The sequence below is a fragment of the Boseongicola sp. genome (genome assembly GCF_057460485.1).
The window spans coordinates 1-16,072 of sequence record NZ_JBVCWP010000068.1 but is presented as its reverse complement, the minus strand read 5'-3'; the positions used below and the strand labels follow the sequence as shown (position 1 = coordinate 16,072).

The following is a 16,072-nucleotide window of genomic DNA, read 5'->3' as shown; positions in this document are numbered from 1 at the left end:
TGCGAACATTGCGACGATTGCACCGCCATCGTCCTGCAGCAGGCTTTGCGCTTCGTAGTACTGCGCGCGGCGTGCGGACTCGTCGGTTTCAGCACGGGCTTGAACAACAAGGCTGTTGAACTGGTCCGAAGCTTCCGTCGTTTTCCAAGACGTATCGTTCCACTCGGTGTCGTTGGTGTAGGCGGAGGAATACATCCAGTCCTGTGTCGGACGACCCGACCAGTAACACGCGCACCAGGCCTTTTTGTTCCAGACGTTCGACCAGTAACCGTCCGATGGTTCGCGAACCACTTCGATTTCGATCCCGGCTTCTTTTGCCGAAGCAGAAATAAGCTGGGCCGCGTCGACGGCTCCGGCGAAAGCGGCGTCCGAGGCGGACAGTTGGATTGGGCCGGAATGGCCGGACTTCTTGTAATGCTCGGCGGCAAGTTCAGCGTTGAACTCGTGCACTGGCAGGTCAGGATTGAAAAACGGCATCGAAGCGTTCACGGGCACGTCGTTGCCGACTTCACCGTGGCCAAGCAGGATCTTGTCGACAAGTTCCTGACGTTTAATCGAATACTTCAATGCCATCCGGAGATCGTAGTTATCGAACGGCTCGAGATTGAGGCGCATTGGGAAGGTGTAGTGTTGTGTGCCCGTCGTTTTCAAAATGTCGATGGTCGGAACGCGGTTCATCAGAGCGACAGTGTTTGGAGGGATGTCGCCTGCAAAATCCACATCGCCGTTCATCACAGCGTTCTGGCGGGCGGTCGCATCGAGGATCGACAGCAATTCGTAACGATCGAAGTTTGCTGCCCCCTCTTTCCAGTAGTTTGCGTTCCGGTTGAAAGTTGCACGTACGCCGGGTTCATAGTTTTCGACCACATAACCACCGGTACCGATGCCGCTTAGCGCGTCAACGACGCCATCTTCAGACGGCAGAATGATCAGGTGATAGTCTGAAACGATGAAGGGGAAGTCAGCGTTTGCACTTTCAAGCTCGAAAATAACCCGGTTTGGGCCATCTGCCCGCATTGAGGAAATCTGAGTTACAAGACCTTTGGCGGCTGACTTAGAATCTTCGCCACGGTGATAGTTCATCGTCGCGATGACGTCGTCTGCTGTAAGCGATTTGCCGTTGTGGAATTCGACGCCAGGACGCAGGTTGAAGATCCATGTCGAGGCTGTGTCGCCGGGCTCGAAGCTTTCGGCCAGTTCGCCCACCAGTTCGCCAGACTTGGAAACTTCAGTCAGGTTGTTGCCACGGCTGTAGACGACATGTGTGCTGAAATCGTTCTCAGCTGTTGCCGGATCAATCGAGTCCGTGGTTGAGCCGTGACCCACGGCCATGCGGAATACACCGCCCATTTTCGGGGTAGCCGCTTGCGCGCGACCCGCGAGTGACATGGCGGTTGGCAGGGTTACACCCGTGGCCAGTGCCGACATGATAAAGCGACGACGGTTGATCTGACCTGCGGTCAGACGCTGTGCCTGAAGCTTGAGATAGCTCTCTTTTTTCATTTGGTTCTCCCAGTTTTTCGTTTGTCGCCCGAAATTTAGTGCGGGCATTGTTCCATTATCCGCTAGCATAACCGCGGTTTCGCACCGATGACACCCCAAACTGATGACGATCGCGCGACGTAAATCGCCCGCCAGGTGAATCGTCGGGGAATGCCGCTTAGGAAATCGGAGACGCGCTGATCTTGGGATGCGTCCCGTATCGGGGCCTATCGTGCGGTTTGGACCCACTCTATCTGGTCTGGTCGGGAAAGGCGGTGGCGTCTTCGGAATTGGTAAGTGCTTGGAACCAACTCTCGTCGCGCGTCGCGGGATCCGTCGTTCCGCTGTCGATCCAATCGAGCAGCGCACTGGTGATGCCGCGAGCTTTTAAACAGCGACAAACTGAGGGAACTTGCCTGGGCGCCTGCGTGCGTACGCGTTTGGCGGGCGAAGGATGCAGTTTGGGAATCGCCTGAGGCATTCGCGCGGTTTTCGAATTTTCCACGAGGCGCCATCTGGGCAGAGCGTTTCGTCACAGGCATCAGTGAGGGGGTGCTCCTGCCAATTGTCGCCTGAATAGTGTTGGAGCGGCACTTGGCGGCTTTGCGGGCTCCCCTAAAATTGTTGGTTTCCGCAGCGGCACTTGGATAGAAACAGCCTGTTGATCCATCGAAATAGCGAAATTATTCGTCACTTTGCGGCTGCCTTAGGGCAAGAAAACTTAACCGATTGTCGATTATAGGGAAACGACACCGTCCAATTATGTAATGAAATTGGACTTTGGCGCCGAATTGGCAGGCTTTTGTTTCCAATATCAAAACGAAGCGCAGAACGTGCTCTGTCAAGGGTCTCCAAGACGTCCCAATTCGAGACCAATTCGCCCGCGCTGCGCCAAACTTTCGACAATGGGATCATGGATAAAGGTATTTGTAAGCGGAACGTTGATGCCACATCCATCGCAGCGCACCGTGTAAAGAGTACTACCGGCTTGTTGTCGGTGCCCAGGGTAGGGGACGTGTTGAAAGGGTGTGGAACGCGGCACGTCCCGTTTTGGAATAGTAGGCCCGAACGTTCGGGTGTGTTAAAGGTAGGTTAAGTAATGAGTAATGCAGAAGAAGACAGATCTTACACCTCTGTATCCGGTATGATGCGCGTTCTGACACGTATTCGTGAAGGGGCTTCGACGCCAAAGGCGCAAGCTCCAGTTATCTCGAAATCCGCGCCGGAAGATTCAGCTGACCGCTGGCCCTTGCCGGGTCTTGCGCCGATGACACGCGTGCGTACATCTTTTGGGGATGTGCATGCGGTGGCGTTGCGCAAGGGGGATTTGGTTCAGACACGTTCGGGCGATTTCAAGCCGATCGTCTGGTTGAACCGCGTCATGCTTGATGCGCAGTTTTTGGATGAGAAACTGGATTCGAACCCAATCCGGATTCAGGCGGGGGCCGTTGGCCACGCCATGCCCACGTCTGATGTGATGTTGTCGCCGCGCCAGATCGTTTGCGCTGGGGCAAAGTCCGGTAGGCCAAATCGTTTTGAAGCCAGTGACCTCGTTGAAAAGCCCGGCGTGAAGCGACAGCGCGAGACGGGTCTCAGCTATACGATGTTCCATCTCGGCGATACCGAGGAGGTTTACTGCGACGGCATTTACCTCTTGTTTGAGCCACTTCGTGAGTCCAACCCGGCCGCATAAACCAAATATTAGCCAGGCCTTTTACGAAAAAGACCATGCCTTTCGGGATGCGCGGTCTTTTTCGAGTTTGAAAGGATACGCGGTGGATGAGGATGTGATCCAGCTTGTTCGCCCAATCAGGGTTTTGATACTCGATGACACGCGCTCGGCCTGCTTGTTAATCCGCACGCTGCTTGTGCGCACTACTGGGGTCGAGGTCGCCGGCGAGGCAAACGACCGCTGTGAGGCGCGTGATCTGATCAAGCAGATATAGCCGGATGTTTTGATTCTTAATGTGAAAAAATGCCCCGGATAGACGGATTGGTGTTTCTGGAAAAGATCATGCGGCCTCATCCGATGCCGGTGGTCATGGTGTCGACGCCCACGGCCGAACAAAGAGAAGTTGCATTGCGGGCGTTGTCGCTTGCTGCGCTTGATTGCATTTTTTTTGAAGCGGTTTCAGCGCCGTAATTCGCGTTTCGCTAATAGAGCTGACACCATCGTTATAGCGGCAGATACGAAAGTGCGAAAAAACCGGCAAAGCCAAGCAGTTGATCGACCATTTGAATCGCTGCTTAGTTGGTTTTGACGACGGCCTATCCGAGGCTTCGCTAAGGCGTGGTTACGCGATCTGGTAAACTACTTTTAATTTTCTAGATGTGAGATCAGGCCGATCAGTGCGGCGTAGTCATCTTCGACAACATGTACGGCGAAGTTCTGCATGAAGCCGGCAAAGCGGCCTTTGTCGCGGAAAGCGTCCGCAAAGCCGAAGGTTTGCATGTGCGGCGCAATGGCGCGGGCGACGCCTCCGACTAGGTAAAGCCCGCCAAACGGCAAATGAACCAGTGCCAGGTTGCCGCAGACTGTTCCAAGAAGGCGCACAAATGTTGCGACAGCAGCGGTGGCAACTTCATCATCACCGGTGTTGCAGGCGGCCATGATGTCGGCGGCGCTGCGTTCCGAGGGCGAACCTGCTTTGTTGGCGTGCCAGCGGTAGACGCGTTCAAGACCGCGCCCCGACAGCACGTCTTCAATTGCGGGAAAGCCGTGAGCGGTTTCGACAAAGTGGCAAAGCGCCAGGTCTTCTGCGGTACGGATCGGCAAGTTGGCGTGGCCCGATTCAGACGGCGGCACGAACCGGCCCTGCAGGGTGTCGTGAACGGGCGCAGCGTTGAAACCGGTGCCGACACCGATTACCAGACGGCTGCTGTGCGGCGCGGTTGCGGGGCCGGCGACCACATTCAACATGTTCGCGTCATCAATCAGACCAAGCGCGTGTCCTTGCGCCTGAAGGTCGTTCAGAACGGCGACCTGCTCTGCCCCCGTCGCGCGCGCGAGCGTCTCACGGTCGATGGACCAGTCAAGGTTGGTCATCACTCCACTCCCATCTCGCACCGGACCTGCGACCGCCACCGAGGCGCCGTCGATGTCGGTGAGGCCTTGATGCTCTAGATAAGCGCGCAACACGGTTTCCAGGCCGGGGTAGCTTGCGTTTTTGAAGCGCTTAATTGTGTCGGATCGCAACTGCTGACCCGTCGCCAGTGCGACGCGGGTGTTCGTGCCGCCGACGTCGGCGACAAGCAAAGTTCGGGCGGGGGGCATAATTTTCATGGGCCGGGTCCGGTATGTTAGGTAGTGCGCTGTGCCGTGGTGTTAAGACGCTTTGGGGCGTTTCGGCAAGGGGCAGGGCGCATAGTCTATGAGCGCAGCTTCGCGGCCGAAGGTATTAGCGGGCCGGTGGATTGGCCGATTGTCAGTTCGGCTTCCATTAGGGTTTGCATTGGGCCCTCGTTGCGCAGACCTTCCTCGCGGCGGCGGATGATTTCGAGAAGCATCGCCGCACAACGCTGTCCGGCCTCGCGGACCGAAGATCGCACGGCGGTGAATAGTGGAACATCACCCGTATTGCGGAAATAGGACAAGTCGTCGTCGTGGATCACGATTGACACGTCCCGTCCAAACACAAGCCCGGCTTTGTTTATGGCACGACGCACACCAATGGCCGGGATGATCGAAGAAACCACAAAAGCGGTAGGAGGGTTTGATGTTGAGAGCATCCTGCGCGCGACTTCAAAGCCGTAGTTCTCAGTCATCTCATCATGGGCAATCAATTCCGGGTCCGCGGCAATACCGCGCTCCAATAGGGCGCGCGTGTAGCCGTCGTTGCGGCGGTGGGCGAAGTCCATCGTGGCAAGGCCGTTCAGCAGCGCTATGCGGCGATGGCCAAGATCAAGGAGAAGGCCGGTGGCGCGCTCAAAGGCGCGGCGGTTGTTTACATCAAGCCAGTTGTAGGCGCCGATGATGCCACTTGAGCGGCCATGCACCACGAAGGGGATGTCGAGGTCCTGAAGCATTGGGATCCGTGTGTCGGTGAGGGTAGGCGCTTGCACGATCAGGCCGTCGACGACCTGCCGGGTCGCGATATCGCGGTAAACGCGCTCGTGATCCGAATCAGCAACCACCGACAAAAGCAGGTCGTAACCGGCCCGAGAGTATTCCTCGCCTGCACCCGCAATAAAATCCGCGAAAATCGGGTTCACCATTTCATGCTTGCTGGATACCGGCACAACATGGGCGATCGTCATGGAACGCCCTGTAGCCAGGCTCTTGGCGCGTGTGTTTGGGCGATAGCTATGCGCCTCAGCTGCTTTGCGCACTTTGTGGCGGGTGGCTTCGCTGACCTCGGGATAGCCGTTCAGCGCGCGGCTGACAGTGGTCTGCGACAGACCGAGCTTTTCTGACAGTTGCTTCAAATTCATACAGCTGATCATTATCAAAGCGCTTTGAAACTTCAACCGTAGATACGAATAATCCCTATTATTCGGTCAAACACGGCTTATTTGTTTCCGCGCGTAAACTTACGGTCTTAGGAAATAAATGCGATTTTTACGACGTTTGATTGACATTTGAATAACGATCAGCGAAATTCGTGGCAGTCAAAGCGCTTTGGAAGTTTGGTGAAAAGCCAAATTAGCCCTCGCGTAACCCAAATTGTGCTTTCTGGGAGGAAATCAATGAAAAAGACACTTTATACCGGTGTGGCTGTCGCTGCATTGACGGCTGGCTCGGCATTTGCCGACGGTCACCTTACATTCACGCCTGGTGAAGGCCCCTTCAGTTGGGACAGCTATAGCGCATGGGCTGAATCCGCGCCTGACCTCAGCGGTCAGACCGTTACGGTCAGCGGCCCTTGGCTTCAGCCAGAAGATGCCGTCTTCCGCAGCGTGATCGCTTATTTCGCAGAAGCCACTGGAGCTGAAGCAATTTACACCGGTTCGGACTCGTTTGAGCAGCAGATCGTTGTGGACGCCGAAGCAGGTGCCGCGCCAAACATCGCGGTGTTCCCGCAGCCCGGTTTGGCTTCGGACATGGCCGCGCGCGGTCTTTTGACACCGCTGCCAGCTAGCATGGGCGACTTCGTGGCAGAGAACTATGGCGCGGGTCAGTCCTGGGTTGATCTGGGCACTTTTGCAGATGCCGACGGCAACGATCAGTTATTTGGCTTCTTTTACAACGTCAATGTGAAGTCGCTTGTTTGGTTCGTACCTGAGAACTTTGAAGATTCAGGGTACGAAGTCCCAACAACAATGGAAGAGCTTCGTGCGTTGACCGAGGAGATCGTGGCAGACGGCGAAACACCGTGGTGCATTGGTCTGGGTTCCGGTGCGGCGACCGGCTGGCCAGCAACCGACTGGGTCGAAGACATCATGCTACGCACACAGCCTGCTGACGTCTACGATGCTTGGACAACCAACGAAATTCCGTTCAATGACGCGCGCGTCGTTGCGGCGATCGAGGAGTTCGGTTGGTTTGTTGGGGACGACGACAAAGTTGCCGGTGGCGCCGGTGCAGTTGCATCGACCGACTTCCGCGACAGCCCAAAGGGTCTCTTTTCAGCGCCAGCGCAGTGCTACATGCACCGTCAGGCTTCGTTCGTGCCCGCTTTCTTTCCTGAAGGTATCGAGTTCGGTGAAGACGTAGATTTCTTCTACTTCCCATCTTACGCCTCCAAGGACCTGGGCAACCCGGTTCTGGGCGGTGGCACAGTGATGTCGATCACGGATCCTTCGGATGCGTCTAACGCGCTGATGGAATTCCTTCAGCTGCCGCTGGCACACGAAGTATTCATGGCACAGTCGGGCTTCCTGACACCGCACAAGGGCGTCAACCTGGACGCTTATCTAAACGACGCGCTGCGCGGTCAGGGTGAGATCCTGATCAACGCAACAACCTTCCGGTTTGACGGTTCTGACCTGATGCCGGGCGGCGTTGGCGCAGGGTCGTTCTGGACAGGGATGGTCGACTACACAAGCGGCAAGGACGCCCAGACTGTTGCTGACGAAATCCAGAAAAGCTGGGACGCTCTGAAGTAATTGCGCTTTCATAAACTCGAAGCCTCCGGCCAACGCGCCGGGGACTTTCAGATACGAAACACAATAAGAAAACTACTTTGCTGAAACAGCGTTAGGGAGGGGTCCGATGAATCCGGCATTACTGGGTCTCGTGACAATTATCGTCGGTGTTGGCGGTTGCCTTGGGTACTTCTACTTTTCCAATATGATCCTCGATAAGTTCATCTTCCCGGCGACGGGACCGAACAGAGGTCGAAACATCAACCGTGCCAATCAGGTTCGCCCTTGGTTGTTCCTGTTTCCCGCAATTTTCGCGCTTGGGCTCTATCTTGCATATCCGGTGTTCGAGACGCTTCGTCTGTCTTTGACCGACCGGTCGCAGGATGATGCCTTTGTTGGCCTTGCGAACTACCAGCAGATGTTCTCAGAAACCAAATTCTGGGAAGCCATGCGCAACAACATGCTGTGGCTGATCGTTGTGCCTGCGGCCTCGACCGCGTTCGGCCTTCTGGCAGCGCAGCTGACGGACCGTATCGCCTGGGGCGCTGCGGCGAAGTCAATGATTTTCATGCCGATGGCGATCTCGTTTGTAGGTGCGTCGGTGATCTTTAAGTTGATTTACGACACACGGCCGGAAGACCAGAACCAGATCGGCGTTCTGAACGCAGTCTGGCTCCAATTTGAAGGCGGCGCGGGTTCGTTCATGTTCCTGAAGCTGCTGCCGCTTTTGATCGTTGCATCGTTTGGAGCCATCGTAGCCTATGTCGGCTATATTCTGCTAAAGCCATTTATCACTGCAGGCGAGAAGCCCGGCGGTGCCGGCTTTATCGCGGTACGCCTGATTGGTATCGCTGTGGCGGCCTGGCTGGTTCTTACGTCCATTGGATCCTTGTTCGGGATCGTGACGACGACCTTGCCGTATGGCGAGCCGCAGACCTGGCTGACGTTGCCGTTCTATAACAGCTTCTTTCTGATGGTTGTGTTGATCTGGATCCAAACAGGCTTTGCCATGGTGATCTTGTCGGCAGCGCTTCGCGGAATCCCTGAAGAGACCATTGAGGCCGCGGTTATCGACGGCGCAAACCCGTTCCAGATCTTCTTTAAGATCAAGGTTCCGCAGATCATGCCGACGATTGTCGTGGTCTGGACCACCATCACCCTGACGGTTCTTAAGGTCTTTGACATCGTGTTCGCGATGACCAACGGCCAGTGGGAAACGCAAGTTTTGGCCAATTACATGTTCGACAAGTTGTTCCGTGCGAACGACTGGGGCGTTGGTTCGGCCAGTGCAATCATCATCATGTTGCTGGTGTCACCGATCCTTATTTGGAATGTGTACAACGCCCGCAAAGAAATGCGCTGAGGAGGCTAGAGGTTATGAACAGTATAGCTGGTACCAAATCGAGCCTCACTTGGGCAGTTCACATCTCGGTGGTGTTCCTTGTTGCCCTTTGGATGTTCCCGACTGTGGGTCTTTTGGTGTCGTCGTTCCGCACGACGGATCAGATCTCGTCTAGCGGTTGGTGGAAATCTATGTTCCCGACGGAGCAAACTATTCAGTTGCGTACAGGCGGCGCATCTGCGGCGGTTCAGGACGGCGGCCTCTACGTGGTCGAGGGAAACATCTTGACCGACGAAGGGGGGCCGGGCACTGGGTCTGAACCGGTGGCTTTCGGTGTCTCGTCGCGCGAAATCGGCGCCTTTCAGATCGGCGATACCGCCGAGTTTTCGGATGGTGCGGAAACCCTGACGCTGAACGCTGACGGGGCCTACCGCTACACAAGCGTTGAAGAACCGGGCCATCGTGGTCAGCGGGTCTTTTTGACGGCTGTTACCCCGGCTCAAGCGACGCTTGATAACTACAAAACGATCCTGTTTAGCGGAACCGGGCAGGATAATATGGCCAAGGCGTTTTTCAACACGATGACTGTCACAGTCCCGGCGACGATCATCCCGATCGTCATCGCAGCTTTTGCCGCTTACGCATTGGCGTGGATGGATTTTCCGGGCCGCGCCCTGTTGATCGCTTTAGTGGTGGCGCTTTTGGTGGTGCCGTTGCAGTTGGCGCTTATCCCGCTCCTAAGGCTCCATCTGGGGATCGGCATAGGAAAGGGGTATCTTGGCGTTTGGTTAGCCCATACAGCCTTTGGTCTGCCGCTCGCGATTTACCTCCTCAGAAACTACATGGTCGGTTTGCCGCGCGATATTATCGAGAACGCTAAGGTTGACGGCGCGACGGATTTTCAAATCTTCACCAAGATCATCCTTCCTCTGTCTTTCCCGGCGCTCGCGTCCTTCGCAATCTTCCAGTTCCTGTGGACATGGAACGATCTGCTAGTCGCAAAGGTGTTCCTGATTGACGCAACTGGTTCCACCACGGTGATGACAAACCAGATTGTCGAACTTCTCGGGACACGAGGCGGCAACTGGGAAATCCTGGCGACGGCGGCCTTCGTGTCGATTTCGGTGCCTCTTGTCGTGTTCTTTGCGATGCAGCGGTATCTTGTGCGCGGCCTTCTGGCCGGTTCCGTCAAGTAGGGTAGGGCAAAGACATTGGCCTTTCTTGACCCTTGGGTTGCGGACAAAACGCAAACTGCCTCCGATCCTGATTGGTGGCGTGGCGCGGTGATATATCAGATCTATCCGCGCTCGTATCAAGACAGCAACGGCGACGGCATCGGCGATTTGTCGGGCATTATCCACCGCTTGCCGCATGTCGCATCGCTTGGTGTGGATGCAATCTGGATTTCGCCTTTCTTTACGTCACCGATGCTTGATTTCGGGTATGACGTATCGAACTACCGCGACGTAGATCCGATGTTCGGCTCTCTTGGTGACTTCGATGCGCTGTTAAGCCGTGCGCATGAGTTGGACATCAAGGTGATGATTGACCTTGTGCTAAGCCACACGTCAGATCAGCACCCGTGGTTTCAGGAAAGCCGGTCCAGCCGCGACAATCCCAAGGCAGATTGGTTCGTCTGGGCGGATGCAAAACCTGATGGTTCGCCGCCGAATAACTGGCTTTCGATCTTTGGTGGATCGGCGTGGGAATGGGACGGTCAACGGATGCAGTACTTCCTGCACAACTTTCTGACCCAGCAACCCGACCTGAACTTCCACAATCCGGATGTACGCGCCGAGTTGTTGGAGGTCACGCGGTTTTGGCTTGATCGTGGTGTAGACGGGTTCCGGCTTGATACGGTGAACTTCTATTTCCACGATGACGAGCTGCGCGACAACCCGGCACTGCCTGCAAAAGAACGTTCAGACAAGATCGCGCCGTCGGTAAACCCTTACAATTTTCAGGATCATCTCTACGACAAGTCACGTCCCGAAAACCTTGATTTCCTAAAGGCCTTTCGCGCCATTCTTGATGAATACCCCGCGGCCACATCGGTCGGCGAAGTGGGGGATGCACAGCGTGGGGCCGAAATACAGGCGTCCTACACATCGGACGGCGACAAGATCCATATGGCCTATGATTTCGATCTGTTGTCGAATGCCCATCCAACTGGCACCCGCGTAGCCGAGATCATGGACAAGGTGGCGACTGTGGGGCCGGATGGCTGGGGGTGTTGGGCCTATTCCAACCACGATGTGGTGCGCCATACCTCGCGCTGGAACCTTAGCGGTGAAGCGCATCGGGCCTATGCGGCGCTGTTGTTAAGTTTGCGTGGCACAGCCTGCCTGTATCAGGGCGAAGAGCTTGGCCTGACAGAGGCCTATGTTCCGTTTGAGGAGCTTCAGGACCCTTATGGCAAGCGGTTCTGGCCAAAATTCAAAGGCCGCGATGGGTGTCGTACACCTTTCCCGTGGAGTTCTGACCGCATTCATGGCGGCTTCTCGGATGGTCAGCCCTGGTTACCTGTCGCGATGGAGCACGTGCAAAATGCGGCCGACACGCAGGATGCGTCCGATACATCGATGCTGAATTTCTACCGCGACCTCATCGCATTCCGCAAAGGCTACATGGCTTTGATGAAAGGTGAGTTTGACTTGGTAGAGGCACGTGACGATTTCATCTCGTTTGAGCGGCGCCACGGCAATGTCCGTATGTTCTGTGCGTTTAACCTGTCTGACGACGCATGCGGGGTCACGTTACCTGACGGTGCTTGGTCGATTGAACACGATGCACCCTTCACCGCCGCCGAACCTGGCGCGGATGGAGATACAAAATTACCGCCTTGGCAGGCACTTTTTGCCACGGCTCAAGGATAAAAGAGGGAGGGTACTATGGCTGATCTTCTGCTGACAGATATCGCCAAGTCATACGGAAGCGTTGAAGTTCTGAAGAACATCAACCTCGACATCAAGAAGGGCGAATTGATCGTCTTTGTCGGACCGTCGGGCTGTGGCAAGTCGACGTTGCTGCGCATGATTGCCGGGCTTGAGAAAATTACGGGCGGGGAATTGCGGATCGATGGGCAGGTCGTCAATGACGTGCCCCCAAGCGAGCGTGGCATTGCCATGGTGTTCCAGTCCTATGCGCTTTATCCGCATATGACGGTGCGCGAAAACATGCAGTTTGCATTGAAGATCGCTAAGAAATCGCCCGCTGAGATTGAAGAGCGGGTCGAGAAGTCTGCGAAGATTTTGCAGCTTCACAACCTTCTGGATCGCCTGCCTAAAGAGCTTTCGGGAGGTCAGCGTCAGCGGGTTGCCATTGGGCGTTCGATTGTGCGCGACCCAAAGGTCTATTTGTTTGACGAGCCTCTTTCGAACCTTGATGCAGCGTTGCGCGTGGCGACCCGGATCGAGATTGCTCAGCTGAAAGAGGCGATGCCGGAATCGACTATGGTCTATGTGACCCACGATCAGGTCGAGGCGATGACGCTTGCGACGCGTATCGTGGTGCTTGCCGGTGGCGGCATTGCGCAAGTCGGTAGCCCGCTGGATTTGTACGAGCGCCCTGAGAACGAGTTTGTCGCACAGTTCATCGGATCACCTGCGATGAACCTGATGCCGGGCAAGATCACCGGTACGGGCGAGCAGACCACGATCGAAGTCGATGGCGGCGGCATGGCGGTGTCGAATTATCCGTCCTTGCCCGAGGATATGGGCAAAGCGGTCAATATCGGCGTGCGTCCTGAGGACTTTGTGGCGACACAAGGCGACCAGCAGCGGATTTACCGAGGCAAGGTAAACATTACCGAAGCGCTTGGCGAAGTGACGCTTTTGTATTTTGAGCCACAAGGCGAGAATGACCCCGTGATCGGAAAATTAGCCGGTATTCACAAAGGTTTACGCGGCAACGAGGTCGAGCTGACAGCGGAACCGGCGAAGGTTCATGTGTTCATGAACACCCAGTCGCTGTTGTACCGTGATCAAGAAATCAAGAATATTGCGACCAGGGGTCACTAGGGCTGCTTTTGCGCTTTTCGTGATTGACGGCCCTGCCATTTGGTGGGGCCGTTTTTTTGATTGATTGAGGGAGTAGGTGTGCTTTGAGCTTATTCTGTTGAAGAACTCGATTGCCCGCCCGAGGATACCTCAAAGCCAGAACTCTGTTCTCAGTCGCCGCCGAAATGTTCGCCACTTTCGGCCCGTTGCGGTATGGCATGAACGTTGTTCTCGGATTTATCCATGCTCTGTCCCTGCTTGGAGTTTTTCAAAAGAATAAGCTCAAAGCAATGTTTCAAAATTCGAGAATTCGAATTGAGTCACGTGACATTCTGAGGAAAAGCCTCTTTAGCTATGCTTGATCCCGAAGTTAAGTCACTCGACTGGTCGGATGAACTGGCAAGAAATAAAGCTGGGCCGAAAATGCTGGCAACGACGGCAACAATCGGTCATCGCGCAGAGTAGGGCGGTGATCTATTTCAAGTAAAGATTTGCAATTCTGACGGGCTCACTGCGGAAATCGCCCAGAGCTTATTACTCTGGCCCAGGGGAATGCGGACTTTGGAAACGATTGAACCGGATCGTGTCAAATCCGCAGTTCAATCTCTTGCGGACAACTTCGATCGCTCCGTGAACTGGGTGGTTTTCGCAGAGCGCATGAATCGTTTTCCGCTTTGGGAGTTTGAGGACTACAAGGACTATCAGGGCATTCTTGATGTTCGATGACAAATTTGAGGAACGGCAGGTTTTCCGCAAAGCGAACCTTACCTACCAATGCCAAGCTTCCCCCGCCAATCATGCGTTGGCGCATATCCCAACAACTTCCGCGCCTTAGCGTTTGAATAGAACGTCTCACGGTCCGCGATTTCCCCACGCAGTTCGACGTTGCCGTAGAACTCGGCGATCAACTCGGCGCTGGTCATATCAACCGAATGCCCGGCACTTGAGACGTTGAACACCTCATAGCCCAAGCCATCCGTGGCCAGGGCGCGGTCGATGAAATGGCCCAGATCGCCGGTTTCGATGTAGCTGAAGAAGTTCCGCAAACGCTGTGCCGGATCCGCAATGAAATCTGGGAACCTTTCGGCGTATTCTTCGGCGCTATGACGTTGTTAAGCCTGAGGCCATATATATCAATACCAGAGCGGCGTTGGAACGATTTGGCGGCAACCTCGTTGGCAACTTTGGACATTGCGTAGCTGCCTTCGGGCAGGGTCGGGTGATCCTCGTCCAGCGGCAGGTAGTCCGGCTGACGGTTGACGTCGGAAAAGCAGATGCCGTAAGTGGTTTCGCTTGAGGCGAATAGCACCTTTTTGACGCCGGCTCGGATGGCCGCGTCTATGACGTTGTAAGTGCCGATAGTGTTGACGCGATAGCATTCGCAGTCAGGTACGATCATGATCCGTGCAATGGCGGCAAAGTGGATGACAGCGTCGAAACCGGACATGCCTTGGCCCATGCCAAGCGCGTCGAAGTCCGCATAAGAACACATGACGTCGTGCATGTGGCCTGCGTCAGTGATGTCGTCGATGCGGTTGAAAACGCCCGGGACAGCGCAGGGCGCAAGATCGACGTTCAGCACTCGATGTCCACAGGCGATCAGGTGTGCAATCACGTGTCGGCCCGCTTTGCCCGCCCCACCGGTTACCAGAATGCGCATGCTGTTTCTCCCCCTTTGCTTTCTCTCGTATCTAGCCTGGTGGGATCGGGGCGTTGAGATGAAAGCCATTGCATCAGACGCGTGGATCGGGTGACCTGCATTAGTAAGCAAGGAGGAGAACGCGTATGCCCGTCCCAACCAATCCGATTAAAGCTGGCCTGAATGAGGGGCGTCGCCAGATGGGCCTTTGGATCGCATTGGCGCATGCGACGTCAGCAGAGATCGCGTCGCGAGCGGGGTTTGATTTCTGTCTGATTGACGGGGAACACGCGCCTAATGATATCCCGCTGGTGTTGGATCAGGTGCGGGCGATCGGCAACGGATCAGCTGCGGTCGCCGCACGGGTGCCGGTTGGTGATACCCGGATTATCAAACAATATCTGGATCTTGGCATACAGACGCTTATTGTGCCGATGATTGATACAGCAGTACAGGCACGCGACATGGTAAGCGCGACGCGCTATCCTCCGGATGGTATTCGCGGCGTTGGTGCGGCGATGGCGCGGGCCTCAAATTTTGGCGAGATAGCAGATGTTACGACCACCGCGAACGCCCAGATTTGTCTGTTCGTACAGGCCGAAAGCAAGAAGTCGGTCGAAAACATCGACGAGATAGCAGGCGTGGACGGTGTGGATGGTGTGTTCATCGGCCCGGCCGATTTGGCCGCTGACATGGGGCTTCCGGGTCAGACCGGTCATGCGGAAGTGCAGGCTGTGGTGAAGCATTGCTTTGATCGCATCCATGCGGCGGGCAAGAAGGTTGGCATCATTGCTTTTGACGATGCTCAGGTGCGCATCTACGTAGACAACGGCGCGGATTTCGTGGCCGTGGGGGGGGATACCGCGCTTTTGGCTAAAGCAATCCGGGGCGCTGCGGCGTTTGCGGACGAACTTCGCGCGCTTTAGGACGCAAAATATAGCCTGAAAATGGTGCGTCGGCACAAATAGGGCTTTCCGAACGCCTCAACCCATGCGATATGGACGCGCCAAACGAACCCTCCCGAGGAGTGACCCCATGGAGATTCGCGAGGCCCTGACCTTCGACGATGTTTTGCTAGTTCCAAGCGCGTCCAGCGTGCTGCCATCGACGGCTGATACCCGCACGATGGTGACAAGATCCATCGCAATGAACATCCCGCTTTTAAGTTCTGCAATGGACACGGTAACCGAGGCGCGCATGGCGATTGCCATGGCACAGGCCGGTGGTATCGGCGTCATCCATCGCAACCTCGATATCGAGGAACAGTCCCGCGAAGTGCGGCGTGTGAAGCGATTTGAAAGCGGCATTGTCTATAATCCGATCACTCTGACACCAGATCAGACCCTGGCGGACGCCAAGGCGCTTCAGCAACGCTATAATGTGACCGGCTTTCCGGTGGTAGACGCCTCGGACCGCGTCGTCGGGATCGTCACGAACCGCGATATGCGGTTTGCGCAGGATGACAAGACGCCCGTGAAGGCGATGATGACGACAAATAATCTGGCTATCCTGACTGAACCCGCCGATCTTGATGAGGCCCGCAGCCTGATGCAGGCGCGCCGGATCGAGAAGTTGCTGGTAACAGAC

The 16,072-nt window shown here is 55.7% G+C and carries 13 protein-coding genes and 2 pseudogenes; 11 read left to right on the top strand and 4 right to left on the bottom strand.

Going from position 1 to position 16,072, the window contains the following annotated elements; translation table 11 throughout:
• Nucleotides 1-1,503: ABC transporter substrate-binding protein (locus AC221Y_RS10180; protein ID WP_486707282.1), on the bottom strand; the 1,503-nt coding region annotated here is incomplete at its 3' end.
• 1,078 nt (nucleotides 1,504-2,581) lie between these two features.
• Here AC221Y_RS10180 and AC221Y_RS10175 point away from each other — a divergent pair.
• The 3 genes from AC221Y_RS10175 to AC221Y_RS10165 all read left to right on the top strand — a co-directional run bounded on the left by AC221Y_RS10175 (nucleotide 2,582) and on the right by AC221Y_RS10165 (nucleotide 3,625).
• Nucleotides 2,582-3,175 carry a Hint domain-containing protein gene (locus tag AC221Y_RS10175; RefSeq protein WP_486707281.1) on the top strand — a complete coding sequence of 198 codons (594 nt, stop codon included), beginning with the start codon at nucleotides 2,582-2,584 and terminating at the stop codon, nucleotides 3,173-3,175.
• Nucleotides 3,176-3,257: 82 nt separating this feature from the next.
• Complete coding sequence (locus AC221Y_RS10170; RefSeq protein WP_486707280.1) at nucleotides 3,258-3,428, top strand: hypothetical protein; 171 nt, start codon at nucleotides 3,258-3,260, stop codon at nucleotides 3,426-3,428.
• 29 nt (nucleotides 3,429-3,457) lie between these two features.
• Nucleotides 3,458-3,625: a hypothetical protein gene (locus AC221Y_RS10165; RefSeq protein WP_299753990.1), complete on the top strand. Its 168-nt coding sequence runs from the start codon at nucleotides 3,458-3,460 to the stop codon at nucleotides 3,623-3,625.
• Nucleotides 3,626-3,799: 174 nt separating this feature from the next.
• Here the strand turns inward: AC221Y_RS10165 and AC221Y_RS10160 are convergent, their stop codons facing one another.
• Together AC221Y_RS10160 and AC221Y_RS10155 are read right to left on the bottom strand one after the other, a co-directional pair.
• Nucleotides 3,800-4,765 carry a glucokinase gene (locus tag AC221Y_RS10160; RefSeq protein WP_299753989.1) on the bottom strand — a complete coding sequence of 322 codons (966 nt, stop codon included), beginning with the start codon at nucleotides 4,763-4,765 and terminating at the stop codon, nucleotides 3,800-3,802.
• Nucleotides 4,766-4,851: 86 nt separating this feature from the next.
• Nucleotides 4,852-5,913, bottom strand: coding sequence for a substrate-binding domain-containing protein (locus AC221Y_RS10155; RefSeq protein WP_486707279.1), 1,062 nt, complete (start codon nucleotides 5,911-5,913; stop codon nucleotides 4,852-4,854).
• A gap of 255 nt (nucleotides 5,914-6,168) precedes the next feature.
• Between AC221Y_RS10155 and AC221Y_RS10150 the strand changes: the two genes are divergently transcribed.
• The 6 genes and pseudogenes from AC221Y_RS10150 to AC221Y_RS10125 all read left to right on the top strand — a co-directional run.
• Nucleotides 6,169-7,527 carry an ABC transporter substrate-binding protein gene (locus AC221Y_RS10150; protein WP_299753987.1) on the top strand — a complete coding sequence of 453 codons (1,359 nt, stop codon included), beginning with the start codon at nucleotides 6,169-6,171 and terminating at the stop codon, nucleotides 7,525-7,527.
• A 106-nt stretch (nucleotides 7,528-7,633) separates the two neighbouring features.
• A complete protein-coding gene (locus AC221Y_RS10145; RefSeq protein ID WP_486707278.1) occupies nucleotides 7,634-8,869 on the top strand; it encodes a carbohydrate ABC transporter permease in 1,236 nt (411 codons plus the stop codon).
• A gap of 14 nt (nucleotides 8,870-8,883) precedes the next feature.
• Complete coding sequence (locus AC221Y_RS10140) at nucleotides 8,884-10,044, top strand: carbohydrate ABC transporter permease (protein ID WP_486707277.1); 1,161 nt, start codon at nucleotides 8,884-8,886, stop codon at nucleotides 10,042-10,044.
• Nucleotides 10,045-10,059: 15 nt separating this feature from the next.
• Nucleotides 10,060-11,724, top strand: a complete 1,665-nt coding sequence (locus tag AC221Y_RS10135; RefSeq protein WP_486707276.1) for an alpha-amylase family glycosyl hydrolase — start codon at nucleotides 10,060-10,062, stop codon at nucleotides 11,722-11,724.
• A gap of 15 nt (nucleotides 11,725-11,739) precedes the next feature.
• Nucleotides 11,740-12,867 (top strand): ABC transporter ATP-binding protein, encoded by a 1,128-nt coding sequence (locus tag AC221Y_RS10130; RefSeq protein ID WP_299753983.1) that lies wholly within the window; start codon nucleotides 11,740-11,742, stop codon nucleotides 12,865-12,867.
• A 456-nt stretch (nucleotides 12,868-13,323) separates the two neighbouring features.
• A pseudogene (locus AC221Y_RS10125) lies at nucleotides 13,324-13,572 on the top strand (Imm8 family immunity protein); the annotation flags it as partial.
• 38 nt (nucleotides 13,573-13,610) lie between these two features.
• On the opposite strand, the pseudogene AC221Y_RS10120 reads toward AC221Y_RS10125, so the two are convergent.
• A pseudogene (locus tag AC221Y_RS10120) lies at nucleotides 13,611-14,506 on the bottom strand (NAD-dependent epimerase/dehydratase family protein).
• Nucleotides 14,507-14,631: 125 nt separating this feature from the next.
• On the opposite strand from AC221Y_RS10120, the gene AC221Y_RS10115 reads away from it, so the two are divergent.
• On the top strand, nucleotides 14,632-15,411 hold the full coding sequence (locus tag AC221Y_RS10115) for an HpcH/HpaI aldolase family protein (protein WP_299753982.1): 780 nt from the start codon (nucleotides 14,632-14,634) through the stop codon (nucleotides 15,409-15,411).
• A gap of 109 nt (nucleotides 15,412-15,520) precedes the next feature.
• Nucleotides 15,521-16,072: IMP dehydrogenase (locus AC221Y_RS10110; protein ID WP_486707275.1), on the top strand; the 552-nt coding region annotated here is incomplete at its 3' end.

Excerpts from the sequence above, each read along its gene's own strand:
- AC221Y_RS10175 (WP_486707281.1), top strand. The coding sequence starts at position 2,582 with ATGAGTAATGCAGAAGAAGACAGATCTTACACCTCTGTATCCGGTATG.
- AC221Y_RS10140 (WP_486707277.1), top strand. The coding sequence starts at position 8,884 with ATGAACAGTATAGCTGGTACCAAATCGAGCCTCACTTGGGCAGTTCAC.
- AC221Y_RS10145 (WP_486707278.1), top strand. The coding sequence starts at position 7,634 with ATGAATCCGGCATTACTGGGTCTCGTGACAATTATCGTCGGTGTTGGC.
- AC221Y_RS10115 (WP_299753982.1), top strand. The coding sequence starts at position 14,632 with ATGCCCGTCCCAACCAATCCGATTAAAGCTGGCCTGAATGAGGGGCGT.
- AC221Y_RS10150 (WP_299753987.1), top strand. The coding sequence starts at position 6,169 with ATGAAAAAGACACTTTATACCGGTGTGGCTGTCGCTGCATTGACGGCT.
- AC221Y_RS10165 (WP_299753990.1), top strand. The coding sequence starts at position 3,458 with ATGCCCCGGATAGACGGATTGGTGTTTCTGGAAAAGATCATGCGGCCT.
- AC221Y_RS10130 (WP_299753983.1), top strand. The coding sequence starts at position 11,740 with ATGGCTGATCTTCTGCTGACAGATATCGCCAAGTCATACGGAAGCGTT.
- AC221Y_RS10155 (WP_486707279.1), bottom strand. The coding sequence starts at position 5,913 with ATGAATTTGAAGCAACTGTCAGAAAAGCTCGGTCTGTCGCAGACCACT.
- AC221Y_RS10160 (WP_299753989.1), bottom strand. The coding sequence starts at position 4,765 with ATGAAAATTATGCCCCCCGCCCGAACTTTGCTTGTCGCCGACGTCGGC.